22 protein-coding genes and 1 other RNA gene are annotated in these 26551 nt (G+C 29.4%); 5 read left to right on the top strand and 18 right to left on the bottom strand.

Going from position 1 to position 26551, the window contains the following annotated elements:
- Positions 1 to 258: 258 nt before the first annotated feature.
- Genes mfd through pulA form a run of 3 tightly spaced genes read right to left on the bottom strand, consistent with a single transcriptional unit; the run spans position 259 to position 6335 of the window.
- On the bottom strand, positions 259 to 3687 hold the full coding sequence (gene mfd / locus OCV55_RS00450; RefSeq protein ID WP_147579488.1) for a transcription-repair coupling factor: 3429 nt from the start codon (positions 3685 to 3687) through the stop codon (positions 259 to 261).
- Positions 3688 to 3695: 8 nt separating this feature from the next.
- Positions 3696 to 4250, bottom strand: a complete 555-nt coding sequence (pth, locus tag OCV55_RS00445) for an aminoacyl-tRNA hydrolase (RefSeq protein WP_117481910.1) — start codon at positions 4248 to 4250, stop codon at positions 3696 to 3698.
- A gap of 3 nt (positions 4251 to 4253) precedes the next feature.
- Positions 4254 to 6335: a type I pullulanase gene (gene pulA, locus OCV55_RS00440; RefSeq protein WP_147579487.1), complete on the bottom strand. Its 2082-nt coding sequence runs from the start codon at positions 6333 to 6335 to the stop codon at positions 4254 to 4256.
- 106 nt (positions 6336 to 6441) lie between these two features.
- Here pulA and OCV55_RS00435 point away from each other — a divergent pair, with 106 nt between their 5' ends.
- Entirely contained in the window at positions 6442 to 7290 is an 849-nt protein-coding gene (locus tag OCV55_RS00435; RefSeq protein WP_147579486.1) for a patatin-like phospholipase family protein, read from the top strand.
- A 136-nt stretch (positions 7291 to 7426) separates the two neighbouring features.
- Here OCV55_RS00435 and OCV55_RS00430 read toward each other — a convergent pair whose 3' ends face one another.
- From OCV55_RS00430 to rfbD, 4 genes are all read right to left on the bottom strand, one after another.
- Positions 7427 to 8107 carry an ROK family protein gene (locus OCV55_RS00430; protein ID WP_267309767.1) on the bottom strand — a complete coding sequence of 227 codons (681 nt, stop codon included), beginning with the start codon at positions 8105 to 8107 and terminating at the stop codon, positions 7427 to 7429.
- Positions 8108 to 8236: 129 nt separating this feature from the next.
- Positions 8237 to 8401 carry a hypothetical protein gene (locus OCV55_RS00425; RefSeq protein WP_267309747.1) on the bottom strand — a complete coding sequence of 55 codons (165 nt, stop codon included), beginning with the start codon at positions 8399 to 8401 and terminating at the stop codon, positions 8237 to 8239.
- Between the two features lie 84 nt (positions 8402 to 8485).
- Positions 8486 to 9757 (bottom strand): dicarboxylate/amino acid:cation symporter, encoded by a 1272-nt coding sequence (locus OCV55_RS00420; protein ID WP_147579484.1) that lies wholly within the window; start codon positions 9755 to 9757, stop codon positions 8486 to 8488.
- Complete coding sequence (rfbD, locus tag OCV55_RS00415; protein WP_147579483.1) at positions 9747 to 10604, bottom strand: dTDP-4-dehydrorhamnose reductase; 858 nt, start codon at positions 10602 to 10604, stop codon at positions 9747 to 9749. The genes OCV55_RS00420 and rfbD overlap by 11 nt, the downstream gene beginning before the upstream one ends.
- Before the next feature lie 106 nt (positions 10605 to 10710).
- Here rfbD and OCV55_RS00410 point away from each other — a divergent pair, with 106 nt between their 5' ends.
- Positions 10711 to 11154, top strand: coding sequence for a dUTP diphosphatase (locus OCV55_RS00410; protein WP_022002981.1), 444 nt, complete (start codon positions 10711 to 10713; stop codon positions 11152 to 11154).
- A 304-nt stretch (positions 11155 to 11458) separates the two neighbouring features.
- Here OCV55_RS00410 and OCV55_RS00405 read toward each other — a convergent pair whose 3' ends face one another.
- Positions 11459 to 11857, bottom strand: a complete 399-nt coding sequence (locus OCV55_RS00405; RefSeq protein WP_147579482.1) for a hypothetical protein — start codon at positions 11855 to 11857, stop codon at positions 11459 to 11461.
- A gap of 139 nt (positions 11858 to 11996) precedes the next feature.
- A complete protein-coding gene (locus OCV55_RS00400) occupies positions 11997 to 13181 on the bottom strand; it encodes a DNA/RNA non-specific endonuclease (RefSeq protein WP_267309746.1) in 1185 nt (394 codons plus the stop codon).
- Between the two features lie 236 nt (positions 13182 to 13417).
- Between OCV55_RS00400 and OCV55_RS00395 the strand changes: the two genes are divergently transcribed.
- Positions 13418 to 14086 (top strand): type II secretion system protein, encoded by a 669-nt coding sequence (locus tag OCV55_RS00395; RefSeq protein WP_147579480.1) that lies wholly within the window; start codon positions 13418 to 13420, stop codon positions 14084 to 14086.
- A 305-nt stretch (positions 14087 to 14391) separates the two neighbouring features.
- Here the strand turns inward: OCV55_RS00395 and OCV55_RS00390 are convergent, their stop codons facing one another.
- The 9 genes from OCV55_RS00390 to OCV55_RS00350 form a co-directional block, all read right to left on the bottom strand.
- Positions 14392 to 15726: an MATE family efflux transporter gene (locus OCV55_RS00390; RefSeq protein ID WP_147579479.1), complete on the bottom strand. Its 1335-nt coding sequence runs from the start codon at positions 15724 to 15726 to the stop codon at positions 14392 to 14394.
- 132 nt (positions 15727 to 15858) lie between these two features.
- Positions 15859 to 17496 carry a SulP family inorganic anion transporter gene (locus OCV55_RS00385; RefSeq protein WP_147579478.1) on the bottom strand — a complete coding sequence of 546 codons (1638 nt, stop codon included), beginning with the start codon at positions 17494 to 17496 and terminating at the stop codon, positions 15859 to 15861.
- A 133-nt stretch (positions 17497 to 17629) separates the two neighbouring features.
- The gene (locus tag OCV55_RS00380; RefSeq protein ID WP_147579477.1) at positions 17630 to 18355 is read right to left on the bottom strand and encodes an Rpn family recombination-promoting nuclease/putative transposase; all 726 of its coding nucleotides are present in this window, start codon (positions 18353 to 18355) and stop codon (positions 17630 to 17632) included.
- Between the two features lie 258 nt (positions 18356 to 18613).
- Complete coding sequence (locus OCV55_RS00375) at positions 18614 to 19954, bottom strand: dicarboxylate/amino acid:cation symporter (RefSeq protein WP_147579476.1); 1341 nt, start codon at positions 19952 to 19954, stop codon at positions 18614 to 18616.
- A 227-nt stretch (positions 19955 to 20181) separates the two neighbouring features.
- Positions 20182 to 20721 (bottom strand): TetR/AcrR family transcriptional regulator C-terminal domain-containing protein, encoded by a 540-nt coding sequence (locus OCV55_RS00370; protein ID WP_032090589.1) that lies wholly within the window; start codon positions 20719 to 20721, stop codon positions 20182 to 20184.
- 9 nt (positions 20722 to 20730) lie between these two features.
- Positions 20731 to 21390 (bottom strand): potassium channel family protein, encoded by a 660-nt coding sequence (locus OCV55_RS00365; protein WP_022001819.1) that lies wholly within the window; start codon positions 21388 to 21390, stop codon positions 20731 to 20733.
- A 4-nt stretch (positions 21391 to 21394) separates the two neighbouring features.
- Positions 21395 to 22798 carry a TrkH family potassium uptake protein gene (locus OCV55_RS00360; protein WP_119363748.1) on the bottom strand — a complete coding sequence of 468 codons (1404 nt, stop codon included), beginning with the start codon at positions 22796 to 22798 and terminating at the stop codon, positions 21395 to 21397.
- A gap of 57 nt (positions 22799 to 22855) precedes the next feature.
- Positions 22856 to 23180, bottom strand: an RNA gene (gene rnpB, locus OCV55_RS00355) — RNase P RNA component class B.
- 2 nt (positions 23181 to 23182) lie between these two features.
- Complete coding sequence (locus OCV55_RS00350) at positions 23183 to 23515, bottom strand: DivIVA domain-containing protein (protein ID WP_022001821.1); 333 nt, start codon at positions 23513 to 23515, stop codon at positions 23183 to 23185.
- 139 nt (positions 23516 to 23654) lie between these two features.
- Between OCV55_RS00350 and recU the strand changes: the two genes are divergently transcribed.
- Both recU and OCV55_RS00340 read left to right on the top strand, forming a co-directional pair.
- Entirely contained in the window at positions 23655 to 24242 is a 588-nt protein-coding gene (recU, locus tag OCV55_RS00345) for a Holliday junction resolvase RecU (RefSeq protein ID WP_022001822.1), read from the top strand.
- Positions 24239 to 26521 (top strand): transglycosylase domain-containing protein, encoded by a 2283-nt coding sequence (locus OCV55_RS00340; protein WP_147579475.1) that lies wholly within the window; start codon positions 24239 to 24241, stop codon positions 26519 to 26521. The genes recU and OCV55_RS00340 overlap by 4 nt, the downstream gene beginning before the upstream one ends.
- Positions 26522 to 26551: the final 30 nt, after the last annotated feature.

Below are 26551 nucleotides of genomic sequence, written 5' to 3'. Positions count from 1 at the left end.
GAAAAGAAAACTGTATTATCATTATTGAAAGTAAAATTAGGAAATGTATCAAATCAACTCGAACAAGCAATACCAAATAGTTCAATTGAAAAACTTAATACATTAACACTTTCAATTTTTGCTATCACAAACGAAGATGACGTTTTAAAAATCATTAATTAATAAGTTAATATATAAACAAGAAAAAGCAAGGCATTTTATTTGGCTTGCTTTTTTTATAAAAAAGAAAAGTACGGTTTTGTCGTACTTTTCTTTCGTTTATTTTTTTGATAACGTTTCAATAAACTCATTTAAACGATTAAGCCATTGATCATGTTTATTGATTTTAATTGTTATTTTATTATCTAAAGATTTAAAGGCTGGCTTTGTAAAAAGTTGATTAGCAAGCAAGAATAATTTATCACCTGAAATTGTTTCAAAAGCATTTGGTGAAAAGATAATTTCTAGTTGTTTACCAGAATCTTTAATATCTTCAATAATAGAATAATGTGAAAGAATTTCAAGTTTTCTCTTTTCAATCAATGTTAAAATAGCTTCCGGTAAATTTCCATAATAATCATCAAATTCCGCTTTTAAACTATTAAGTTCACTCATTGTTTTTGCTTTATCTAATCTTTGATACAATTCAAGTTTTTCATAATCACTTTCTACATAGTCATCAGGAATATAACCATCTACACTCACATTTAAGTTTTTAACTTCTTCTTCAGGCTTTTCATCTTTATGCATTCTTACATTGATGGCATCTTGTAAGATCTTCATATACATTTCAAAACCAATATCATCAATAAACCCAGCTTGTTTACCCCCAAGAATATCTCCTGAACCACGAATTGATAAATCACGCATGGCAATTTTATAACCACTACCAAGTTCAGTAAATTCTTTAATCGCTTTTAAACGTTTTAATGCATCATCTTGAATAGACTTATCTTTTTTATAAAGAAGATAAGCATAGGCGCCTCTTTCACTACGACCTACACGTCCTCTAATTTGATAAAGTTGGGCTAAACCAAATTTATCAGCATCTTCAACAATCATCGTATTAGCATTAGGAATATCAATTCCTGTTTCAATAATTGTTGTACAAATAAGAACATTAAATTCTTTATTCATAAAACGAAGCATAACATCTTCTAGTTCATTTTTATCCATTTGACCATGTCCTATAGCTACTTTTGCATTAGGAACAGTAGAAGAAATTTTATAAGCTACATTAGCGATTTGATCTGTTCGATTATAAAGATAGAAAACTTGTCCATCCCTAGCGAGTTCTCTTTCAATAACTTGTTTAATTAACGTATTATTTTTTTCAACAACATAAGTTTGTACAGGTAATCTATTTTTAGGTGGTGTATCGATTTTCGATAATCCTCTAATTCCCATTAAAGACATTTGTAATGTACGAGGAATTGGTGTAGCTGAAAGAGAAAGAACATCAATGGTTTCACGGTATTCTTTGATTTTTTCTTTTTGTTTAACACCAAAACGTTGTTCTTCATCGATAACAAGTAACCCTAAATCATTAAACGCGACATCTTTTGATAAAATACGATGTGTTCCTATTAATAAATCAATTTTACCTTCTTTAACTTCTTTTAAAATACGTTTCTTTTCTTTAGATGAAGTAAAACGATTGAGTAAAGCAATTTCTACAGGGAAATTTTTAAAACGTTCGGTGGCTGTTTTAAAATGTTGCATTGATAAAATAGTTGTTGGACAAAGAAAAGCTACTTGTTTATGATCTAAAATTGCTTTAAAAGCACCACGTAAGGCCACTTCAGTTTTACCAAAACCAACATCTCCACATAAAAGACGATCCATTGGTTGAGGTTTTTCCATATCCAATTTAATCTCATCAACACTTCTTTGTTGATCAGTAGTTAAAGCATAACCAAATTGATTTTCAAAATCGATTTGTAATTCATTATCCTTAGAAAAAGCAAACCCTGGTGAAGACATTCTTTTAGCATATAATTCTATTAATCGATCAGCAATATCATCAATTTTATTTTTAGCCTTTTGTTTAGCTTTTGTCCATTTGCTACTTCCAAGAGCATGGATCATTGGTACTTTACCATCAGCACTTGCATACTTACGAATCATTTTAAATTGTTCAACTGGAATATAAAGCGTATCATCTCCAGCATAAGCCACATATAAATAATCTTTATGATATCCTTTAACATCAAGTGTTTTAATTCCTAAATATTGCCCTATTCCATAGCTATCATGAACAACATAATCACCAACATTTAATTCTTGGAAGTTACGTAATGTTTTAGCATCTTTAAATCTAAAATATTTTGTTTTAGAAACATTGACTTCTCCAAATAATTCATAGGCTGTTAAAATAACTACTTTTTCTTCAATAAGTTCTAATCCTGATGCAAGTTTTCCTACATAAAGATTAATACCTGGATAAATTACTTCATCAATTCCTACAAGTGTATATTTCATTTCATGCCGATCAAAAAGTTCCACCATCAATTGAAGTTGATGTTTATTTTCTAGAGAAATTAAAATTTGACTATTCTTTAAATAATCATTGATTTGTTGGATGACACGTTTTTCATCATCTCGATTAAACATCACATCGTGACTTAAAAAGACAACATCATCTTTATTTGTTGCAAAAGTATTAATAGCTTGATAGTTATCTTTAATAATGCTATCAAAATCTTGATAAAGTTGATTATCTTTTAAAAAGCGTCCACTTTGGCTTAATTCTTGATAATAATAGAAGTTTTCTGAAATATAGTTTTTGATTTGAAAATGAATATCTTCTTCTTGACATAAAATAGTAATTGGATCATCTAAATAATCTTTAATACTCGTCACATTTTTAAAGAGATGATAATACGCATATTGACTACTATCTGTAGCATGTGCTTTTAAGTTTTCAATATCGATCATGATTTTTTCTTCAAAATCATCTTTAAATAAATCATCCATCTTTTGATATTGTTCTTCAAAAGAATCTTTGATTTGTGTAACAACTGAACCTACTTCTTGATCTAAATAAAGAAGATCAGTAGCTGGAATAATTTCAATTTCATCCACTTTTTCAATCGTTCTTTGTGTTTTTTCATCAAAAAATTTAATATAATCAATTTCATCATCAAAGAAATCGATACGAATAGGATGGTCATATTGCATTGAAAAAATATCAACGACTCCCCCACGTTTAGAAAAATAGAAAGGTTGATCAACACGTGTTGTATGCATATAACCTGCTTGCACTAAAAATCTTTGTAAATCATAAACATCAATATGATCTCCTACTTTTAAAGTCATACAGTTTTTCTTAAAAACATCAACAGTTGGAACATATCGCATCACACTATGACCATGACTGATCAAAAGATGTGGACCAGGTCGTGTAAGTTGATACATCGTTCCTAATCTTTGTCCTAATAATTCTCCTGAAGCGGCCAAACTTTCAATACGATAAGATTCATCTACAGGAAAATAAAGGGCTTCATCAATCATTTGAGAAACTTGTTTATAAAGAAGATTAGCTTCATATTGGTTTGATTTAACAATCAGCATATCTTTTTTTAAAGTCAAAAATGCGCTAGCAATCAGTAGCGCTTCGCTGTTGGAAGAATTGACAACGATATTTTGTTTATTCAATAAAGCATTAAATGCTTTATTATCTTTTAATAAATGTAGTATCTTTTTCATATGTGCCTCTAATTAAAACGATTCATTGCATGGTTAAATCCATGATCCAAATAATCAATGACTGCATCACTGGCATTTTCAATCCCTTGATTGATAGCATCTTGTTCATCTTTTGTAAAACGTGATAAAACATAATCAACAACTTTTATATATTTACTACGATCAATACCTACACGAATACGATTAAAATTTTGACTTCCAGTATGCAAGATAATATTTTTAATACCATTATGCCCACCAGCACTACCACTTTGTCTTAAACGAAGCTTCCCTACTGGCATATCTAAATCATCATAAATAACTAAGATATCTTCTTGATTGATTTTAAAGAAATCCATAACTTGTCTAACAGATTCTCCAGATAAATTCATATAAGTTTGTGGTTTTAATAAAATCACATCTTCACCTTTATATTTACTTTTTCCATAAAGTCCTTTAAATTTGTTTTGTGTCATTTCAATATTTAATTTTTCACTTAAACGATCTAATACCATAAATCCTGTATTATGTCTTGTATTTTCATATTCTTTTCCAGGATTACCTAAACCAATAATTAATTTCATTTTTTACCTCTTTAATCCAAATATTTTCATCGAAATAGGAGCTAAATATGTGCGTGATTCATGATCATTATAAATCACTTCATATTCATCCATATCATTTATTTCAAAATCATAATACGAAGGATTAAAATATGCAACAATCTCTTGATATTTTCCTTTATTTTGTTTCACACAATATCTTAAAATACGATAATCAAAATGATTTGTACTTACATATTCATTTACTTCTTGAATTGTCTCATACTTAAATCCACCATTTTCTTTTCTAAGTTGAATCATTTGTTTAAGAGTTTCAATATCCTCTTGATTTTCATCAACTAAAGACCAATTGACTGCATTAATATGATCTAATGTATTATACGTATTTCCAAGTCCATCTTTACTACGATAGAACTCTTGACCACAATGAATAAAAGGAATTCCTTGTGATAAAATAAGCGCAACATTCAACATCAATTGTCTTTTCTTACGAGTTTCAAGTGGTTCATCCCCATTACTGATTGCAAATTTATCAAATGTTGTCGCATTATCATGACATTCAACATAATTAATACTTTGATCAACATAGCTGTAGCGATTTGTATTTTTCATACATTCACCACCAATTTCACAATTATACATATTCCCTGCAAAATAACCTTTATCCTTTAAAGCAGAATCTCCACTTCCACCCTTTAAAGTTTCACGATAATAATCATTAAAGAAGCCAATATTTAACATCTTACGATGATTATCTTGCATTCCTTTTTCATGATCATCCATAGCTGTAGGCATATTCCATCCTTCGCCATACATAATAAAACTATCATCTATTTTTGAAGCTTGATCATAAACTTGATTTAAGGTTTCAATATCAATAATACCCATTAAATCAAATCTAAAACCATCTACTCCATAAAGTTTTTGCCAACGCAAACACATATCTTTAATATATCGTCTTACCATTTGATGTCTTGATTCCAAATCATTTCCACACCAAGAACCATTAGACATTTCTCCATATTGATTCTTTCTAAAATAATACCCCGGTACTGTTCTTTCAAACGCACTTGTATAATAATCATACATATGATTATAAACAACATCCATCACCACTCTTAAACCTTTTTGATGAAGTGTTGAAACCATATGACGACATTCTTTAACTCGCGAATAACCATCTTGAGGATCTAAAGCATAACTTCCTTCAGGAACATTGTATTGAATTGGATCATAACCCCAGTCATACATCACTGTAGGATGAAGTTCATCTACTGTCGCAAAATCATACATTGGCATGATTTGAACGTGAGTAACACCTAAATCTACAAGATAATCAAACCCTGCTTTATTACCTTGTGGTGTAACTAAACCACTTTCTACTAAAGACATAAAAGTCCCTGGATGTGTTGCGTTAATTGTCTTAGACATAGTAAAATCACGAACACTTAATTCATAAATGATCGCTTCTGTTTTTCTTTTCATATGTTGTAAGTTTTCTAAATAAAGTGGTTCATTGATTTTATCAACATCAATGACAATATTACTATTACTATTAGCATTAGAAGCATAAGCATAAAGATCTAATGTTTCATGAAAACTTTTATGATGACGAATCAAATAATTATATTCTTGATTATCCAAATCTCCTTGGATCGTTACTTCAAAAACCCCTTTTTCTTTTCTTTCCATTTGATAAGCTTCATTTCCTACTTTAACCATGACTTCTAAAGCCGTAGGCGCCCATACTTTGAAAGTTGTCTTTTCTTTTTGATAAAGAGGGCCTAATTTTCCATCATAATAAAATAATTCATCAAAATCATCCAATTCAGAAAGTCTTACATATTGTAAAATAGCACTTAAACCATAATTATCTACCATCTCATAATGATGCGTTAAATCAATATGAACATTTTTAAAATAATATTTAACACAAATATCATCTTCACATGTTTCAGCAACAGGAATTTCTACAAGTGTTTCTTTATTTAAATCTCTCAAATAAAATTTTGGAGAAATTCCCCCATAATATTTTTTTGAAAGTCTTACTTCTATTTTATTAAGCTCTATTAAATTGGCGAGCATACGTATTTTGCCTTTTTCCATTTTTAATCACCTAATCGTATTATACGCAAAATATATATTTTATTCAAACATCTTCTTTTTTGCTTTGATGTTCAAATTTTATGATATAATACCCTCGGTGATATAAATGAAAGTTGGTTTAGTATTAGAAGGTGGCGCTATGCGTGGTTTATACACAGCGGGTGTCATTGATACATTTTTAAAAGAAAAGATTGATGTTGATACAATTATTGGTGTTTCAGCGGGAGCTTTATTTGGAATGAATTATAAATCAAAACAAATAGGACGTGTTTTGAGATATAATAAAGCTTACGTTGGAAATAAAGATTATATGGGTGTTTATTCTTTTTTAAAAACAGGAAATGTCATGAATGAAGAATTTTGTTTCGAAAAATTGATTGATGATTTAGATCCAATTGATTATCAAAGTTATCAAGAATCTCCTGTTGATTTTTATGCCGTTGTGACAAATTTACAAACAGGAAAAGCAGAATATAAGTTGTTGGATACTTTAGATAATTATGATCAAGTTGAATATTTAAGAGCATCAGGTTCAATGCCTTTTGTATCTCATATCATTCAAGTCAATGGTCATGAATATTTAGATGGTGGCTGTAGTGACAGTATTCCTATTAAAAAAATGTTAGAGATGGATGTTGATAAAATCATTGTCGTTTTAACAAGACCCTTAGATTATCGCAAAAAGCCATCCAATAAACATCTTAATAAACTCTTTTATCATCAATATCCTCATTTTGTAGAAACCTTAAATAATCGTTATTTAAATTATAATGCGTCTTTAGATTTGATTACAAAATTAGAAAAAGAAAAGAAGATTTTTGTTTTAAGACCTAGTCAACTCATCCCTATTGGACGACTTGAAAAAGACAAAGAAGTCATTCAACAAATGTATGACTTAGGTGTAAGTGATTGTAATAATCAATTAGAAAACTTAAAAAAATACTTAAGAGGCTAAATTAGCCTCTTATTAATTGGTATTTAATTAAAAGTTCTTTAATTTCATCTGGTGAAACACATCCATTTTCACCTAGATGAATTGCTGATTTCGTTTTACCATGAAAATCACTTTCACAAGTAAATCAATATAACTTTTATTCATTATTCATCTCTCCTATCATTTGATTCTTTCCTATTTGAAAAAGTCCTTCTTTAATTAATGTATATAGTTGATTAATTTTAATTATTTGAGGTTGATGTTTTAAAGGAATCGTTGGTAAAGATATTTGTATGTCTTTTAAAACATCGCTACAAATACCAATAGCTTCTAGATTTAAGACACAACATAAAGTAACAATCTGTTTTTCTAATAATTCTTGAGGAGCATCTTTTAATAAACGCACTTGTTGTAAATGATCATAAAAAGGTAAGCACCGAAGTTCTCCCGCAAAATGACTAAAGCCATTATAAAGTTTCCCTTGAATGATCATTCCACAGCCTACATAATCAACCGCAGGCTGATAAATCAAAGCACTATTTTGATAGTGTGAATATTGATGATAAAAACCAATGCTGGCACAATTGACATCATTTTCAATGATTATTTTTTGTTTTATTTCTTTTTTTAAAATTTCTAATATATTTTTATTTTGAAAATCTTCAAAATCACACAAATCAATCATTCCCTGATCACAAACCCCTGGCAGTGATAAACAAATGACAGCAATTTCTTGATCTTTCTTTAATACCTTTTTTAACATCTTTAAAAACTCTTCAACTGTTCCTTTTAAAGAAGAATAATTTTTTTGATAAACAATTTGATCATGTAAATCTATGATTTCAAAAATAAATTCATAACTCTTCTTATTCTTCTTTAAAACTATTTTTAACAGGTGCTTATAATCCTTATATAACTGATATTCTTTAGACTTTCTACCACCCGTTGACTTAGAATCACTTACATATTAAATTTCATGACTTTTCAACATTTCTTGTAAAATATTAGTAGTTGTCGCCAATGAAAGACTTGTTTTATACGCTAAGTCATTTTTTGTCCAAATTTGTCCATCATAAAGGCATTCTCTTATTTTTATTTCGTTTTCTTGTTTTAAATCATTTACTTTTGACACTCTATCACCTAATTTTCATCAACTTTTGTCGAAAGATATTATAGTACAAAAGGTATAAAAAAAGAATGACCTTTCGATCATTCCTTATTTTCTACCATAATAAATATCTCGATCAACTGCTTTATTCATTGAAGCAACAACTGTTGTACATACTGCATCTCCAGTAATATTAACGGCTGTTCTTGTCATATCTAAGATACGGTCAATTCCCATAATTAAAGCAATTCCTTCTACTGGTAAACCAACGGAATTAAAGACCATGGTAAGTGTAATTAATCCAACACTTGGTACCCCTGCTGTTCCTATTGAAGCAAGCGTTGCTGTTCCAATAACTGTAGCATAATCCATCATAGATAGATGAATTCCAAAGGCTTGAGCTGTAAAGACAACCGCAACACCTTGCATGATGGATGTTCCATCCATATTGATTGTTGCTCCTAATGGAATTGTAAAGGATGAGATCTTTTTAGAGACACCCATTTTTTCAGCTAAAGTATCAATATTCATTGGAATTGTTGCATTGGATGTTGATGTTGAAAAGGCAAAAGCCATTACTGGGAAAAAGTTTTTAATAAAGATAATTGGATTTAATCCTGAAAAAATCTTTAACATTGACATATAAACCCCAAAACATTGAACTCCTAATGCAAGTAATACACAGAACATATATTTTAATAATGGGATGAAAACATCAAAACCTATTTCTGCAAATGTTTTAGAAATCAAACAGAAAACACCTATTGGTGCTAACTTCATAACAACCATTGTCATTTCCATCATAATATCATTAAATTGACTAAAGAAGTTTTTAACAATATCTACACGATCTGACATATTTGCAAGAATAACACCTAAAATAAGCGCAAACAAGATAATTTGTAACATTGTTCCATTTGCAAGTGATTCAAAAATATTTGTTGGAATAATATTTAACAATGTTTCTGTCACACTTGTTGCTTGTGTTGACTCTGTTACTTTTGAAGTGATTTTAATTGCTGACATATCTAAACCAATACCTGGATTAATAACATTAGCGATACATAAAGCAACAACAACGGCAAGTGCTGTCGTACATAGATAAAAAAGCATTGTTTTAAGTCCTACAGATCCTAATTTTTTAGTATCTCCTACTGCCATACTTCCACAAACAATTGAACAAAAGACAAGTGGTACAACTAACATACGCATTAAACGTATAAATCCTTGTCCTACAACATAAAATAAACCACTAACAATAAAATCATCAACGATTTTATTACTAGGAATACAATAATTAATAATAATTCCGGTAATTGCACCTGCAATAAGTGCTATAAAAATCAAAGTTGTTAAACCTAACTTCTTTTTATTTTTCATTATATAGACCCCTTTCTTTAAAATATTCTTTTAAAGATTCTTTCCATGAAGGAAAAGTATAAACTGGAGTCATTGACATAATAAAATTATCTAAGACACAATAAGCTGGTCTAACTTTAGAAAAATCAGATAAATGAGTAGGTACTGCCTTCATTTGAGCTTCTTTTCCTGTAAGTTTTAAAATCTCATGAGCGAATTCATATCGACTACATACCCCTTTATTTGTCGCATGATATGTTCCATATTCATTTGTATCAATTAAATGTAAAATAAAACGTGCAAGTTCTTTAGCACTTGTAGGTGAGCCAAATTGATCAGAGGCAATTGCTAGAGATTCACCTTTATTTACTTTTTCTAATAAATCATTAATAAAATTATTTCCCAAACCATAGACCCATGTACTTCTAATAATAAAATGCTTATAAGTAAATTCTTTAACATATTGTTCTCCAGCTAATTTAGATTTACCATAAGCTGTTTGTGGTCTTGTTTGATCAAACTCATTATAAGGTTGATCACTTTTCCCATCAAAAACATCATCTGTAGAAATATGAACCAATTTAGCTTCTAATTTTCTAGCAATAATAGATAAATTTCTAGCACCTAAAGCATTAACTTTATAAGCTTTAGAAATATCATTTTCACATTCCTCTATATTTGTAAGTCCTGCACAGTTAATAATAATATCTGGTCTATTCATTTCCCCAAAACGTAAGACCTCATCTGTGTTTGTAATATCCAAATCGTCTATGTCAGTATCAAGAACTTTGAATTCAAGTTTATCAATAATTTCATTGATTGCTTGTCCAATTTGTCCTTTAGCACCGCATATCCAAATTTTTCGCATAATTTCATCCTCCTTTAAATCTTGAATATTATATCTAGAGGATTATTTGATGTCAAATTCAAACCTAGTTCATATTTCGTGATATAATAGTATTGAGGTGATTTTTATGAATGATTTATCTAAAATGTATCAAGTTTACGTAAATAAAGAATTACAAGTAAACAAAAATGAAATTTTAAATGTCGCTCGACTTAAGCAAAAAACGTTATCTTTCTTACATGATTTAGGAGAAGTTTGTCAGGATTCAAGATGTTTTATCTTTTGGGAAAAAGAAGAAGCTATTCATCACGATGAACTATTAGAACATTATTTAGATGGTTTAAAAATGTTAATGTCTATTGGTTATGAATTAAGAATTGATACTATTAAAAATCATACTGAAATTCCTAATCGTTTATCTTTAGAAGACTTATTTTTAAAAATTTATCAATCAATGATGAATGTTTCATCAACTTATTCTAGTCAAGATTACCAAAATACAATTGATGACTATTTCTCTTTAGGATTTCAATTAGGTATTGATTTAGATGAAATTATTGATCATATTTAATTTGTGAGATGGAAACATCTCACTTTTTTATTGCATATGTTTATACTTAGATTTATAATATAATGATTTAAAACTTTTTGTTTTAAATGGCATAAAAAATAAGAGGATTAAAATATGAACCATTTTGAATATATTTCTAAATCAAAATACATGCCAGTAAATTGAGCATTTTGAACTGTAGATTTAGATTTATTTTCAACAATAAGTCTATTTTCATCTAATCCATTTGCAATTATTCATGCTGCCATTTGATCTGCTTCAATTGCATTTGGATTATTTTTAGCAGTTCCACCACCTGTAACAGCTACATAAGCATTTGGATATTTTTGAGCACTTGCAAGTCCGTTTGCAATCTTCCAACAAGTTCATCTTTCATTGTACCATCATCATTTAAAGCAAATCCTAAAACAGTAATACATAAACTATCATCATTTGGTAAACCATCTGGTAAAACATCAACATTGACATTCATATCAGTATTGACATAATCCCCATATTTCATGATTTTTTCCCATTCTTCCCCTTTAGTTGAATTAAGAGCTTTTAATTTTTCAACTAATCTTTGAATATCTGTTTTTGCTGTACTTTGATAAGTACTGTAATAGCTAATCATTTCATTAATAATATCAGTTTCGCCACTTTCACTAGCAAAAACAGGTATTGAAAAAGAAAATGATAAACATAAGGAAACAACAACCGTCATAACAAATTTAAATATTTTTTTTCATAATATCTCCTCCTTGGACATATTATACATTATTTGTACCGCTTACTTTAAATGTTTAATTTATTACATAATTTTACAATTTATAAAAAAATGTTGCGGTTATCGCAACACTTTTTTATTTTTGACAGATGCCACAAGGACTGTATCCTTGTTGTTGTAATTTTTTTGAAGTTGAAGTAACTACTTCTTTATTTTGTTCGCTCATTTTTGAAACACTTGAACAATTTGGATCATGATATTTTTTATTTTTTATATTAATAACATACTTTTTACTTTTATTACTTGACTTATTATGATAATCAAATGGATCCTTTGTTTCTTTGATGCCATAAGTTGGTTCTCCTTCTTTGGCTTTTCTTGAAGTTCCATTTTGATAATCAATAGTAACACCCGGTTGTACATTATAAACATAAACACAAAAACGAATCGTTTCATCTTCGACAGAAGCTGCTTGTAAAATCAAGCCTCTTGCTACTAATTCATCATCTTTATATACAGGAATGGCTTCATATAAAACATGATGATTCGTATTTTTAATATAATCTCTAACCTCTTCTTCAAAAGGCAACATACCTGTAACATTAAAATAACGTGTTCCCGTCATTAAATTTCTTTCTTCAGCATTTAAACCACTTAAAGCAAAACCAATTTGATGACAACGATTATATAAATATTTTGTAGAAATCAAATCATCATATCTTTGTGTTTTCCATCCTGACGGTTTAACCATTCCAATAGATTCCCTTTTATTTGTTGGAAGTGTTTCAGGACCTAAACAAGCTTGATCTTTTTGAGTACGTCCATATTCATCTAAATCATTTAATTGAATATATGTTTTTGTAGTATATTCATTTTCTTTAAAAGTAGGAATATTGTTATTGATTTCAATATATGGTTGTCCACTATATTCTTCTATTTGATTTAAAATATCTTGAACATTATTTTCATCAAAAGAAACCTGATCTGTTTCTATTTGTAATTGGTTTTCTATATTTGTAATTTGATAATGTAAGGTTTCTTTAGAGTCTACATAAAACGATTTTTGAGTTTCTTCACCATCTTGTACAACTTTTAACTCATGATTTCCTTTAGTTAACTTTAACTCATAAGTTCCTGCACCTTGACTTTTTAAAGTATCAATTTGATCTTGATCAACATAAACATCTACATCCTGACTACTTGTTTGTTCTAAAGAAAGTGTTACACTTTGCTTAGAGGATGCTTTTTCTACTTGTTGATTACATCCTGTTAAAGTAAATGTCATCAATAATGAAAGTAATAATAAATAGAGTTTTTTCATCATAGTTCCTCCTTGGAGTACAAGTATATCATAAATTTATATTTTTTCTTTTCTATTTTTTTTAAATAGAAACCTATTTCAAGGTTTTATTGGATAAAATATAAAAAATAGAAAACATGATCAAATACAAAAAGTATCATGGCAATCTACTTTTAATCATTGCTAAATAAAGATTAACATATTAAAATAGTAATAAAAATATTATCTTATTTAATCAGATAATTAGGAGAAAAGAAATGATAGATACTAAAAAAATTAGAAATAAACATGGTTTTACGCTTGTTGAAATAATAGTTGTTCTTGTCATTCTTGCAATTTTAGCTGCTGTGGCTATTCCATCCGTTTTAGGATATGTAGATGAAGCAAAAAAAGCAGGTATTATACAAGAAGCACATGGTATTTATGAAGCAGCGCAAATTGCTGCTACAAAATGCTATGCAACAGATGAAGATGAATTTAAAAAACAATCAATTTTTAAATATAACTACACATTACCTGCAGATTTTCCTTATAAAAAGACAACAACAAATTCAGTTGGAAGAGTGTCTGATTCTTTAATGAGTCATGGACAAAAAGAGCCTGACAAGTATCTTAGTGATAGCTATTCTGGCGCATCATATATTGATAAAGAAATTGTAAAAAATGTATTACATTTTTTACAAAGTGAAAATAAAAATTCAGCTATTTATAAATACAAAGTACCAACTGACTGCCTCAACGGTCAATCCCTTAACGATTATACTCCTAGTAAAACCAATGGATTTGCTATTAATATATTCTATAACCAACAAGGTAAGATAGAAGCTATAAATTTTGCGAGAGATAATTATATGGTTACTATTTATAATGGAAAATTAAATTGTGTTAAAGGTGGTAAATCAATAAAATCAATAGAAAAGAAATAGTATAAAAAATAATTTTTATGTAAAAAAGGGGATGTTACGAAATAATTTAAAATCGTAACATCTTTTTTGTTATAAATTCTAACTAAAAAATAGGATATTGATATCTTACCAATGATATTTATTTCCTACTAATTAATTTCTCAACGATAACGTTTGAGGAATTATTGTAATTAGAAACAATTGCTTCTTATAGTAGAATAATTTTATTATATAGATATTTAAAATTCTTATTTTTAATATATTTTTATTTTACAAAAGAAAAGGCTGTATGAAATTAATTATTTAATTTCGTAACAGCCTCTTTTTTATATGGTTTTAAATTTTTTATGATATAAGATATAAGCTACAATACTTGCAATTGCCTCAGCAATAACAAATGATAACCAAATACCTTCAATCCCCATGATATTTAATAAAATGTATGCTAATGGTACTGTAATCAATAATTGTCTAAGTAAAGAAACTATTAAAGAATATTTTCCTAAACCTAGAGCTTCAAAAACACCTGACATTAAAACTCCAAAAGATGAAACAATAAAACTTAAAGATAAAATTCTAAGCCCTGTTTCACCTATTTCTAACATACCACTACTTGCATTAAATAAAGAAAGTAAAACATTTGGAACTATAAAGAATAGTAATGTTCCTGCTCCTAAAATAGCAGCAATGACCAAACCAGATACTTTTAAAATTTGATGCATTCTTTCTTTTAACTTAGCCCCATAATTATAACTCATTAAAGGTCTCATCCCTTGTACAATTCCTGATGTTGGCATATAAATAAATGTTTGTAACTTATAATAAACCCCGAAGAAAGCAACTGCACTTTGTGAAATAGATGAAAGTATACCATTTAATAAAGAAACAAGAACAGATGGTAAGCACATCATCACACTTGAAGGAATAGCTATACTATAAAGTTGAGAAATAACATGAAAATCTACTCTGAATTTCTTAAATGAAATATGAAGATGTGTATTGTATTTTTTAAATAAGACAAATGCTAAAGAAGCTGCTGAAAATTGACCAATTACTGTCGCAATAGCTGCTCCAGCAACACCAAAAGCAGGTAATCCAAAATAACCAAAAATCAAGATTGGATCTAAAATAATATTAATAACAGCTCCAAAGATTTGCATGATCATGGGCATCATCATGTTTCCAGTTGCTTGAAACATCTTTTCAATAGCTAGATGAATAAATTGACCAATAACTAATGAGACAACAATCATTCCATATTGCATTCCATAGTTAATTACATTTTGATTTGTTGTAAACATATTTAAAAATGGTCGAATAAAAAATAAACCAATAATTAAAAATAATAAAGAATGTACAAGTGACATCACAATTCCTTGAGTTGCATAATAAGATGCCTTATTATCATCTTTAGCTCCTAAATGTCTTGCAATAAAGGCATTCATCGCAATCCCTATTCCACAAGAAATGGCTAATGATAAATTTTGTAAAGGGAAAATCAATGATACTGCTGTTAAAGCTTCTTCTCCAAGTTGAGAAACAAAGATACTATCTATAATATTATATAATGATTGAATCAACATTGAAATCATTGGCGGAATCGCCATTGACATTAATAAAGGAAATACAGGCTTGTATTCCATTGGGTTTCTATTTTCCATATAAATCTCCTTTCCATAAAAAAAACTATAGATGTCTATTTATGATCAGAAATAGAGAAATCTATAGCTTACCTAAGCAATATTCAATTTGCATGTCTATATTAATAAATATCTTTATCTTTGTCAATTGTTTTAAGCAGAAATTAATTCTTGATCCAAAGCTTCTAAAGCCATAATAGCATCCCAACAGAAACTTTCTTTACCAACATATTCATCAAAATGATTACGTTTAAATTGAATCATCACTTCTTCTTGAACACCACTGAATTTAATGATACAGTTTTGTGCTTTTAAACGATCAACGATATCAAAGAATTCATGAATCCCTGAATCATCAATAGAAGGAACACCTCTCATTGAAAAAACAATAGCTTCTAATGAATCATCTAATTCATCTAAAACATGTGTCATTTGTTCTTGTGTTCCAAAGAAAATAGGTCCACTTAAATACATAATTCTTGTTTTTTTATGATGATGTTTTAAATCTTTTCCTACACGATCTTTATCAATATCACGTACTTCTATATGTAAATGAGAATTATTTAAAACAAATAAGATAATTGAAACCATGACTCCAATAACAATCGCAACAGTTAAATCAAAAACAACAGTCGCACACATTGTAATTAAATATTGTGAAATATTTGTTTTAACTCTATTATGAAATAATGTTTTAATTTCTTGCCAATCGTTCATACGCCAAGCAGTAACCATTAAAACACCAGCAAGTGCAGATAAAGGTATACGTGACATAAGTGAACCAAGTAAAAACATCGAAATCAAAATAACAATTGAATGGAAGACACTGACTAATCTTGTTTTTCCACCTGCTTTAATAGCTACAGATGTTCTAGCAATCGCAGCTGTTGCAGGAACGCCACCAAATAATGGAATCAACATATTTCCAATACCCTGTGCCATTAATTCACGATCAGCATTTAATTTTTCATTTTTCATTTTACCAGCACTTGCTCCACATAAAAGTGATTCAATCATTCCAAGTGCAGCAATACTTAAAGCAGGTAGCATCAATTGTGTAATTGTACTTAAATGTAATGAAGAAAAGGATAATCTTGCTTCTGGAAACAAAGTACTTGGAATAGTCCCTACTTCATGAACCGGTAAATTTAAACATAATTGACAAATTAAAGCAATAATAATCCCTGCTAATGATGAAGGACAATATTCTCCCCATTTTTTAGGCCAAATAAGCATAATCACAACAACTAAAATCCCAAAGAAAACAGTTGGTAATGATACTGGAAAACCTAATTTTAAATATGAAAACAGTTTTTCTAAAGCACTTGAACCAACAGATGTTGTCCCAAAGAAATTATCAATTTGCCCTAATGCAATAATGATTGCAATTCCACTTGTAAAACCAGTAATAACACTAGTTGGAATAAAAGAAACAATTTTTCCAAACTTAAATAATGAAGCAATAATCAACATACATCCAGATAAAAAGCTTGCGATGAAGACACCTTGTAAACCATATGTTGTTGAAAGTCCAATTAAAATAGCTGACATAGCACCTGTTGGTCCAGAGATTTGGTAACTTGCTCCCGATAAAACACCAATCACTAAACCAGCAATAATCGCTGTAATTAACCCAGCACCTGCATCAGCCCCACTACTTACACCAAACGCTAAGGCAAGTGGTAAAGCAACAGCAGCTACTGTTAAACCAGCTAAGATATCTTGTAAAAGAGTTTGCATGTTATAACCTTTAAACTCATTTTTCAAGTCTCTTATATAATCTTTAAACATAAAATCCCCCTTTTTTACCCCGTGTCATTATACACATTAAACTGTCTTTTGTTAAGTTTATGTAGAAATAATCCTATTAAAATTATAATAATAAATAGGTTATAGCGATTTAATTCGTTATAACCTATTTTCATTAATGAATGATTTTTAAAACCTCTTCTTTACTATTGATGTTAAAGATATTTAATGTAAGTTCATTCAATTTTTCTAGCGATGTTGTTGTAGGTCTTTCTTCTAAAGGATTTGATAAAGTTCCTAGTTTTACTTTAAGTTGTTCTTTTAAAGTATTTCGTTTTTCTTCTTGTCGACCTTTTTCAATTCCTTGATTTTCAAATCTTTGAAATAATTGATCCATTGCCTTACACATGTTGATTTCCTTTCCTTCTGGTAAGTCTTCTTCTTTAATGTCCGCATGTGTCAAGATGGATGCCATCTTATAATTTTCTACACTGATCGTACGGTTTGTCCTTAACTTTTCATAGTCTCCTTCAAGCATGCTTTGACTGATCTCTACCACTTCTTTTCCTCTTTCTACCTGATTGATATAAAGCTGTGCATCATAGTTGAGTATACGAATAATCATATTTTTATCTAAACTACTTTGATGCTCTACTCCAATGATCATATAATCCCCATTGATACTTACTTTTCTGACGATATCTCGGTATCTTTTCATTTTCATTGGTAAGGGTTCTTTACCTATCAATGTTGAGACATCATTTTCCTGTGATATCAGATCTTCTGGTTTGATGACCTGTCTTCCATGAAAATAGAGAGCATTGCATAGATCTGCAAAACATTCCCCGTCTCTTAATAACTGTTTACAGGTTGTATCACTTGCATTTCTTATTTGACTCATTTTTTACCTCCTTACATGAGTGTTTTATAGTTAGTCGTCATCGCTATTTAAATCTTTTTTTAATATTGATGTAAGGAGCTTTCTGATTTAATTGTATCATATGCTTAAAGATAATTTGTCTCATATTTGTTTCACATTTAATTCACAAATATTTCTTTTTTATTATTTTATCTTTCTCTTTTCCTTCTTTCAATGGACGGATAGTCCAAAAAAAGAAACTGCATACTATCTGCAGTTTCATCTTAGCTATATAATTTTTTAGCTATGATAAATTTCTTTATCAAGCATTTTTTCTTTTTTAGCAACGATTACAGAGGTTGCTGCATCTCCTGTAACATTGAGGGAAGTTACAAGCATTTCAATTGGTCTATTGATTGCAAGAATCAATGAATAAGCAAGTAAAGCGGCATCATTTGTATAACCCATACCTGTTAAAATCGTAAAGAGGATAACAGCTCCTGCACCAGGTGCAGCAGGTGTTCCAATAGAAGCAATTAAAGCTAAAATAGCAATAATAGCCATTGACATAAAAGTTACTTTATAACCTGAACTAACAGCTACAAACATGGCTGCAATAACTTGCATAATTGCTGTTCCATCCATGTTAACTGTCATACCTAGAGGTAAAACAAACGAAGCAATTTGATCATGTACCCCTAATTCTTCTACTGTTGTTTTTCTATTTAATGGTAGTGTTGCTGCAGATGAAGATGTTGAAAATCCAAATAAAGCAACTTTAACAGCTTTTTTCATAAATGGTTTAGGATTAACCCTAGCCATTGTCATTAAATAAATTGGATAAGCGATAAATAAATAAGCAAATAAAGCAATAATAACTGTTACTACATAAGCTAAAGCCGGTTTTAATGAATCAATTCCATAAATAGCAAATGTTCTTGTAAGTAAACAGAAGATTGCATATGGGGCAAATTTATTAATTACAAACGTTAGAAATAAACTAATAACTTTTGAAACTTCTTCAAATACTTTTTTTAATGTTTTTGTTTGTTCTTCAATGGTATTCATAGCAAGTCCAGTAACTACTGCTAAAAATACAATTGCTAGGACATTTCCATTTGTTGTAAAGGCACTTACAAAATTGTTTGGAATAATTGATACAATAATATTTAATGGATTAGATCCTGTTGTTCCTTGTTGAACAGTAATCTTTCCTGCGTCTACTGAATTAAATAATCCTAAATGATAGATAATTGTACTTACAATACCAGCAAAAATCAAAGCACATATTGTTGTCGTAAAGAAAGTTAAAATTGTTTTAGAAGAAATTCTACCTAATTTCTTAGTATCAGTAATTGTACAAATAGCAAGTGTAATAGAAACAAAAACCATTGGTACTATAATTAACTGTAATGCATTAACAAATAATTGACCTATAATATAGAAAATTCCGATAGCACTTGTAGCACCTTCTGCTGTAATATCTTGGAAAAAGATATTATTAATCGTTTGCCACAAGTCTCCTTGACCACTTGAATTTAAGTGTTCTCTCAATAAAATACAACCAAATCCAGCAATTAAACCACATACTAATGCAATCAACATTTTCTTAGCTAACTGCTTTCCACTATTTTCTTTCATATCCATCCTCCTAAAAGTTCCCAAATTGCCAACATTATACATTATTTTTTTTAAAATACAATCCCTTTTATAAAAAATGTTAAGACCCAGCGATTTTGTCATGATAAAATTCAGCGAAAATGTCACCATCATTTCTCTTTTCTAATCTTCTCCATTATCATGTTATATGAAGGAGGTTTTTATATTGGACAGATTGTCCAAAAAAAATAATTGGTCAGTATGACCAATTATTTCATATATTCTTTTAGTTTATCAGGAATAGCTTCTATTAAATAGCTAACTATTTCTTCTTTTTTGATAGGTATATCATTTAAGACCCATTCTACTGTCATATCTACAGAACCTCGACAATACATATTTAATAAAAAATCTATATCTGAAGATAATGTCTTTCCTGTATTTTTATAAATATAATTTTTATAAAAATCATAGATACAACAAAAATCATAATGAATTAAATTATTATAATCATTTGATTTAAAAGCTTCTTTAAAGAAAGCATGTTCTTGTTCAATAAAAGCAAACTTTAAATTAAGTGCTTCTTGTAACGAACCACCTTGATTCATTTCTTCAAATGATTTTAAAACTAATTTTTCAAAATACCAATTAACTAAATCATATTTATCTTGAAAATGTCGATAAAATGTTTGTCTGGTTTTTCCTGCTGTTGAAACAATATCTGTTACAGTAATTTTATCTAAAGGCTGTTTTTTTATTAAGCTTTTGATTGCTTTAGCAAACAAAAATAAAGTTTCTTCGTTTTTCATAATAAACCTCTATAATAAATAATCATATTTTTCTATTTCATCAGTTTGTGCTAAAACAAGGAAAGTATCATTTAATTCTATTTCTAAATTAGGATCTACAGGAACTTCTAACTTATGTGTATGAGGATTTCGTTTACCTAAAACATTGATACTATAAAGTTTTCTTAAATCTAGTTGTGATAATGTTTTTCCTACCCATGCTTGAGGTACTTTCATTTCAACAATACAATTTTCTTCATCTAATTCAATTAAATCTTTAATATTTTTTCGAAGTAATGTTCTTGCTACTTTTTCTCCCATTTCTTTTTCAGGACGGACAACATAATCAGCACCTATTTTTTCTAAAACAACTTTAAAACGTTTGTTTTTAGCTTTAACAATAACATAAGGTACTCCCAGTTCTTTTAGATTCATTGTAGCTAAAATACTATCTTCTAATCGATCTCCAATAGCAACAATTCCTACATCCATATCATCTAATCCTAAATCTGATAAAAATTGAAAATCTGTGACATCACCAATAACTGCTTTTGTCGCAAAATCAGCCACTCTTTGTACATTTTCAGGATTTTTATCAATTGCAATGACTTCTCTACCATATTGAGAAAGTGTCTTAACAAGTGTAGAGCCAAAAATTCCAAGCCCTAATACAACAAATTGTTTTTCCATCTCATTATCCTATTAAGATATGTTCTTTTATATAGTTCACATCTTTTCCTTTCTTAGCGTTATATTTTCTTACAAAAATCAAAACCATAGTAATAGGACCAATACGTCCTATATACATCAAAATAATTATAACAATTTTTCCAACAAATGTCAGTGTTGGTGTAATACCCGCTGTTAATCCTACTGTCGCAAAAGCAGAAAAAACTTCAAAAAGTAGATCAATAAAATCTGCCTGCTCACTTATTGATAAAATAAATAAACCTGTTAAAGCAATCGCAAAACTAATCAACATAATTGTTAATGCTCTTTTAACAATTTGATCATCAATTGTTCTTTTAAAAACATGAATATTTTCATCACCACGCATTAATGCACGGACGTATAACAATCCAATAACAAAAGTTACCGTTTTAACACCACCAGCAGTTCCTGCAGGAGAACCACCGATAAACATAATAATAGACATAAAAAACTTCGTTGCTTGATGTAAAGAAGCCATATCTACTGTCGCAAATCCAGCTGTTCTAAGTGTTACTGATTGAAAAAAACTTGCGAGTATCTTTTGTGAAAATGGTAAAGATTTTAATGTTAGCGGATTTTGAAATTCTAATATGAAAATAACGGTCATTCCTCCAAAAATTAAAACAAATGTAGAAATCAATGCAATCTTTGTATGTAAAGATAAAGATTCTAAATACCTTTTCATTTTAAAATACTTAAAATGTTCTCTATAATGAATCAAAGATAAACGTAAATCGATCCACACAACAAAACCTAAACCACCAGCAATAATCAAACCACAAATAACTAAATTGATCCAAACATTGCCTACATAAGGAACCATTGAATTATTTCCTAAAATATCAAATCCAGCATTACAAAATGCTGAAATTGCATGAAATAAACTATAATAAATTCCTTTAAGGATTCCAAATTGTGGAATAAAAACAAAAGCAAGACAAATTGCTCCAATAAGTTCAAAACAAACTGTATATTTAATAACTCTTTTAATATAAATACCTGTTTCATTTAATGAATTTCTATTTAAAGCTTCCTGCATGACAATCTTATTAGCGTAGGTTAGTTTTCTTTTTAAAAGAACAAAGAACATCGACATCAGTGTTAAAAATCCTAACCCACCTATTTGAATCAATAAAATAATGACTATTTGTCCAAAAAGCGTATATTCACTAGCTGTTACATGAGTCACTAAGCCTGTTACACAGGTTGCTGAAGTTGCAACAAATAGATGATCTAAATAACTACTTGTTGAATGAACACTATGACTCATTGGTAAACTTAATAAAATTGACCCTATTAAAATAACCGCAAAAAAGCTAAAGCCAATTCTTCTAACTGCTGATATACCTAGTTTTTTATATTGTTTATGAAGTGTTTTTCTTTGCATATTTTCCCCTCGGTTCTATTAAAAAAAGACATGTTTCCATGCCAATTTAAAACAAATGATAATAAGCCAAGTTCTGTATTAGATAATCATTTATCTACGTTTACACGTCCTCTATCCCGTTCAATTTCGTTTTAAAGGTTCCCCTACCAAATTTGGGTTTCTGCCTTGCGGAGCTTTCCTCTTTTCAGCCATAGTTTCCTATGGAATTGTCTCTGTGGAGCCATTTATGAAGTTCTACCATAGTTGCCCTTAGGTTTTCCTTCTGTCGTTAGTTTACACTACCCTCACTTATTGATTCGTGAGGCACAAACACTACAATCATCGCAGATTGTGGCAGCCTGGACTTTCCTCTACTTCAATGAAGCAGCGATTATCTGTCATTTGTTATTTATTTTGAAATACTGCTTTTTCTAATAATGATAATCTTTTTAAGATATCTACATTGGAAGAAACATTATCTTCTAATGCTCTTAAATTATCATCTTGTAAAGCTTTTTCTCTTTCTAATCGAGCTATCATAGCTTTTTGATCAGCAAGACGTCTTTCAAGCTGTTCTATTCTATCATAAGAATTGTTCAATAGTCCAGCAAAAGCTTCATAATCTTTTACAACTTGATCTAAGAAGTGATCAACCTCATCCGCATTGTACCCTTTAAAATCAACTTTAAATTCTTTACTAACAATTTTTTTTGGACTTAATACGACTTTATATTCCATGCTTTTCAACTCCTTTACCTCATTGTACCAATTTATTTCCTTTTTTCAAGATAAAATATGATTTCTTATCAAAGAGTTGTTATCACAAAAAAAATATGTGTTATAATACCCATATATATGCAAATAAAAAGGAGTTTCTATGGTTAATTATCCAAATAAGAAAAAAAATAATCATTATACATCTATGATTGAAGGTAAACATAATACTGCTCACCGTGGAATGAACTTAGAAGAAGATATTAACTTAACAAATGAATACTATTTATCACATGATATTGCAGTTATTCATAAAAAACCTACCCCTATTCAAATTGTCAAGGTTTCTTATCCAGAAAGAAGTTCAGCAAAAATAGTAGAAGCTTATTTTAGAACCCCTTCAACAACAGATTATAATGGTATTTATAAAGGAAAATATATTGATTTTGAAGCAAAAGAAACAAAAACATTATCTTTTCCCTTTACGAACATTTCTTTACATCAAATTAATCATCTCGATAAAGTCATTCATCATGGAGGAATTGCTTTTTTAATTATTGCCTTTACAAAAGTGAATGAAGTTTATCTCTTAGATGCTTCTTTTATGGTAGAAGCATATAGAAAAAACGATCGTAAATCCCTTCGTTATGAAACAATAAAAGAAAAAGGTCATTTGATAAGGCAAGGATTTCTTCCTCGTCTTCATTATTTAGAAATTATTGATCAATATTATTGTGAGGTATTTAAATGAAAAGACAAACAAAAAAATTAAATTCAAAAAAAATCATTCAAGTAGTAACAATGCTTATTCTTTGTTTAATCTTAGTTTTTGCATGTATATTTGGTTATAGTGTATATAAGGATACAGCTGCTTTTGATTCAAAAAAACTTTTATCCTCTGGAGCAAGTGTCATGTATGACAGTAATGGTGATATTATGTATACTTATGGTAGCCAAGAAAACGGTACACGAAAAAATGTTACCTATGATGACTTACCACAAGTTTTAGTAGATGCCATTGTAGCTGCTGAAGATTCTCGTTTCTTTGAACATAATGGTTTTGATTTACCACGTATTGTTAAAGCGGCATTATCTAACTTAAAAGCTGGAGGAATCACTGGTGGTGGTTCTACAATTACTCAACAGTTGATTAAAAAGACTTATTTTCCTGATGCACAAAAAACGTATTCTCGTAAATTAAGTGAAATAATTTTAGCCATTCAAGCTGATAAAGCTTTAAGTAAAGAAGAAATCTTAACCCTTTATTTAAATAAAATCTATTTTGGTAGAAGTACAAGTTCGATTGGAATTGCTGCAGCAACTAAATATTATTTTAATAAGGATGTAAGTGAATTAACCCTTCCAGAAGCAGCCATGCTTGCAGGTAGCTTAAATTCACCCTATAACTATGATCCATATTATTGCCTTGATAAAGCAACTGCTAGACGTAATACAATTTTAAAATTAATGGTTACTCATGGCTATATTACACAACAAGAATATGAAGAAGCAAAAGCTACCAAAATAGAAAACACGCTTTGTGCTTCACCAACAACAAATAATAACACACTTGCTGCTTATGTTGACATTGTAACTGCTGAAGTTAAAAAACGTACTGGTTTAGATCCTTTGAAAACACAAATGAATATCTATACGTATTGTGATGTTGATACACAAACATTAGCAAGTGCCATCGGTAACGGTGAAAAATATGATTATAGTGATGAAGATATGCGCATGGGTGGTGCCGTCCAATCAAGTCAAGATGGCCGTATCGTCGCTGTCATTGGTGGACGTAATTATAATTTTGGAAATTATAGCTACGCAACAAGTAAGCAACAACCCGGTTCTTCTGTAAAACCGTTTTTAGATTATGGTTTAGCTTTTGAAAACTTAGATTGGTGTACTGGTAAAACATTAGAGGATACACCTTATTCTAAAGGTAAATTTACTCCTAAAAACTGGGATGGACAATTCCATGGAACTGTTACACTTACAAGTGCTCTAGAAAATTCTTGGAATATCCCAGCCATTAAAACTTATGAAGAAGTGACTAAAGAAATTGGTAAATCAGGCGTTACTTCCGCAATGGAATCAATTGGTATTGATATGTCTAGTGAAAGTAATGTAACCAATTTATCTTATGCTATTGGTGGATGGAATAAAGGAATTTCCCCTCTTGAAATGGCAAGTGCCTATGCAACGATTTCTAATAATGGACTTTATACAGAAAGTCATACAATTAACTATGTAGAAGTTGTCCAAACTGGTGAAACCTTTGAAATTGATAAAGAAATTCAAAACAATGCAAAACAAAGTGATTATTCAAAAGCGAGTGCTTTCATGATTAGACATGTCATGCTTGATTATACTAAAAATGGTAGTGGTAATTACGCATACCTATCCGGACTTTCTAATGTAGGAGCTAAAACAGGAACATCCAACTGGGGAAGCAGTGCTAAAAAAGGTATGGCTGGAAAAAGTCGAGATTTATGGATGACTGCTTACACTTCTAATTATATTTGTTCAGTATGGATGGGATTTGGTCAAGAAGGTATTGAAAAAGGAAAAACAACCAGTCGTTATAAAGCTTATCCTGGTAAAGTTGTTCAAAGATTATTGAAACATTTACAAAGTAAAGATGGTAAAAAATCATATCCAAGTCAACCATCAACTGTTGTACAAGATGGAGATGATTATTATAAAAAAGGTTCAAAACATGAATCTCATGCTTCAGTAAGTGAAGAAACAACAGAAGAAACAACAGAAACAAATGAAACCCAAACAACAGATGATAACCAATCATCTCAAAATAATTCAAATAATCAAAATAATAATAATTCTAACAATAACTCTAATAATAATTCTAATAATAACTCTAATAATAACTCTAATAATGATAATAACGGTGATAATACTAATGGTAATAACAATAATGGCAATAACACGGGTGGTAATACCGGTGGAGATAGTCAGCCTTCTCAAAACCAAGGAACCAATCAATCTCAAAACCAAGGAACAAATCAATAAAAAGTCAACTTCGGTTGGCTTTTATTTTTA

Source organism: [Clostridium] ammoniilyticum, assembly GCF_025566905.1.
Lineage (GTDB): Bacteria > Bacillota_I > Bacilli_A > Erysipelotrichales > Coprobacillaceae > Faecalibacillus > Faecalibacillus intestinalis.
Note: the sequence above shows the minus strand (reverse complement) of the source record. Positions and strands in the feature narration are given on the sequence as shown.

What these genes read in the sequence shown, in the direction of transcription:
- mfd (WP_147579488.1), bottom strand. Translation starts at nt 3,687, where the DNA reads ATGAAAAAGATACTACATTTATTAAAAGATAATAAAGCATTTAATGCT.
- pth (WP_117481910.1), bottom strand. Translation starts at nt 4,250, where the DNA reads ATGAAATTAATTATTGGTTTAGGTAATCCTGGAAAAGAATATGAAAAT.
- pulA (WP_147579487.1), bottom strand. Translation starts at nt 6,335, where the DNA reads ATGGAAAAAGGCAAAATACGTATGCTCGCCAATTTAATAGAGCTTAAT.
- OCV55_RS00435 (WP_147579486.1), top strand. Translation starts at nt 6,442, where the DNA reads ATGAAAGTTGGTTTAGTATTAGAAGGTGGCGCTATGCGTGGTTTATAC.
- OCV55_RS00420 (WP_147579484.1), bottom strand. Translation starts at nt 9,757, where the DNA reads ATGAAAAATAAAAAGAAGTTAGGTTTAACAACTTTGATTTTTATAGCA.
- rfbD (WP_147579483.1), bottom strand. Translation starts at nt 10,604, where the DNA reads ATGCGAAAAATTTGGATATGCGGTGCTAAAGGACAAATTGGACAAGCA.
- OCV55_RS00410 (WP_022002981.1), top strand. Translation starts at nt 10,711, where the DNA reads ATGAATGATTTATCTAAAATGTATCAAGTTTACGTAAATAAAGAATTA.
- OCV55_RS00405 (WP_147579482.1), bottom strand. Translation starts at nt 11,857, where the DNA reads ATGACGGTTGTTGTTTCCTTATGTTTATCATTTTCTTTTTCAATACCT.
- OCV55_RS00400 (WP_267309746.1), bottom strand. Translation starts at nt 13,181, where the DNA reads ATGAAAAAACTCTATTTATTATTACTTTCATTATTGATGACATTTACT.
- OCV55_RS00395 (WP_147579480.1), top strand. Translation starts at nt 13,418, where the DNA reads ATGATAGATACTAAAAAAATTAGAAATAAACATGGTTTTACGCTTGTT.
- OCV55_RS00390 (WP_147579479.1), bottom strand. Translation starts at nt 15,726, where the DNA reads ATGGAAAATAGAAACCCAATGGAATACAAGCCTGTATTTCCTTTATTA.
- OCV55_RS00385 (WP_147579478.1), bottom strand. Translation starts at nt 17,496, where the DNA reads ATGTTTAAAGATTATATAAGAGACTTGAAAAATGAGTTTAAAGGTTAT.
- OCV55_RS00380 (WP_147579477.1), bottom strand. Translation starts at nt 18,355, where the DNA reads ATGAGTCAAATAAGAAATGCAAGTGATACAACCTGTAAACAGTTATTA.
- OCV55_RS00375 (WP_147579476.1), bottom strand. Translation starts at nt 19,954, where the DNA reads ATGAAAGAAAATAGTGGAAAGCAGTTAGCTAAGAAAATGTTGATTGCA.
- OCV55_RS00370 (WP_032090589.1), bottom strand. Translation starts at nt 20,721, where the DNA reads ATGAAAAACGAAGAAACTTTATTTTTGTTTGCTAAAGCAATCAAAAGC.
- OCV55_RS00365 (WP_022001819.1), bottom strand. Translation starts at nt 21,390, where the DNA reads ATGGAAAAACAATTTGTTGTATTAGGGCTTGGAATTTTTGGCTCTACA.
- OCV55_RS00360 (WP_119363748.1), bottom strand. Translation starts at nt 22,798, where the DNA reads ATGCAAAGAAAAACACTTCATAAACAATATAAAAAACTAGGTATATCA.
- OCV55_RS00350 (WP_022001821.1), bottom strand. Translation starts at nt 23,515, where the DNA reads ATGGAATATAAAGTCGTATTAAGTCCAAAAAAAATTGTTAGTAAAGAA.
- recU (WP_022001822.1), top strand. Translation starts at nt 23,655, where the DNA reads ATGGTTAATTATCCAAATAAGAAAAAAAATAATCATTATACATCTATG.
- OCV55_RS00340 (WP_147579475.1), top strand. Translation starts at nt 24,239, where the DNA reads ATGAAAAGACAAACAAAAAAATTAAATTCAAAAAAAATCATTCAAGTA.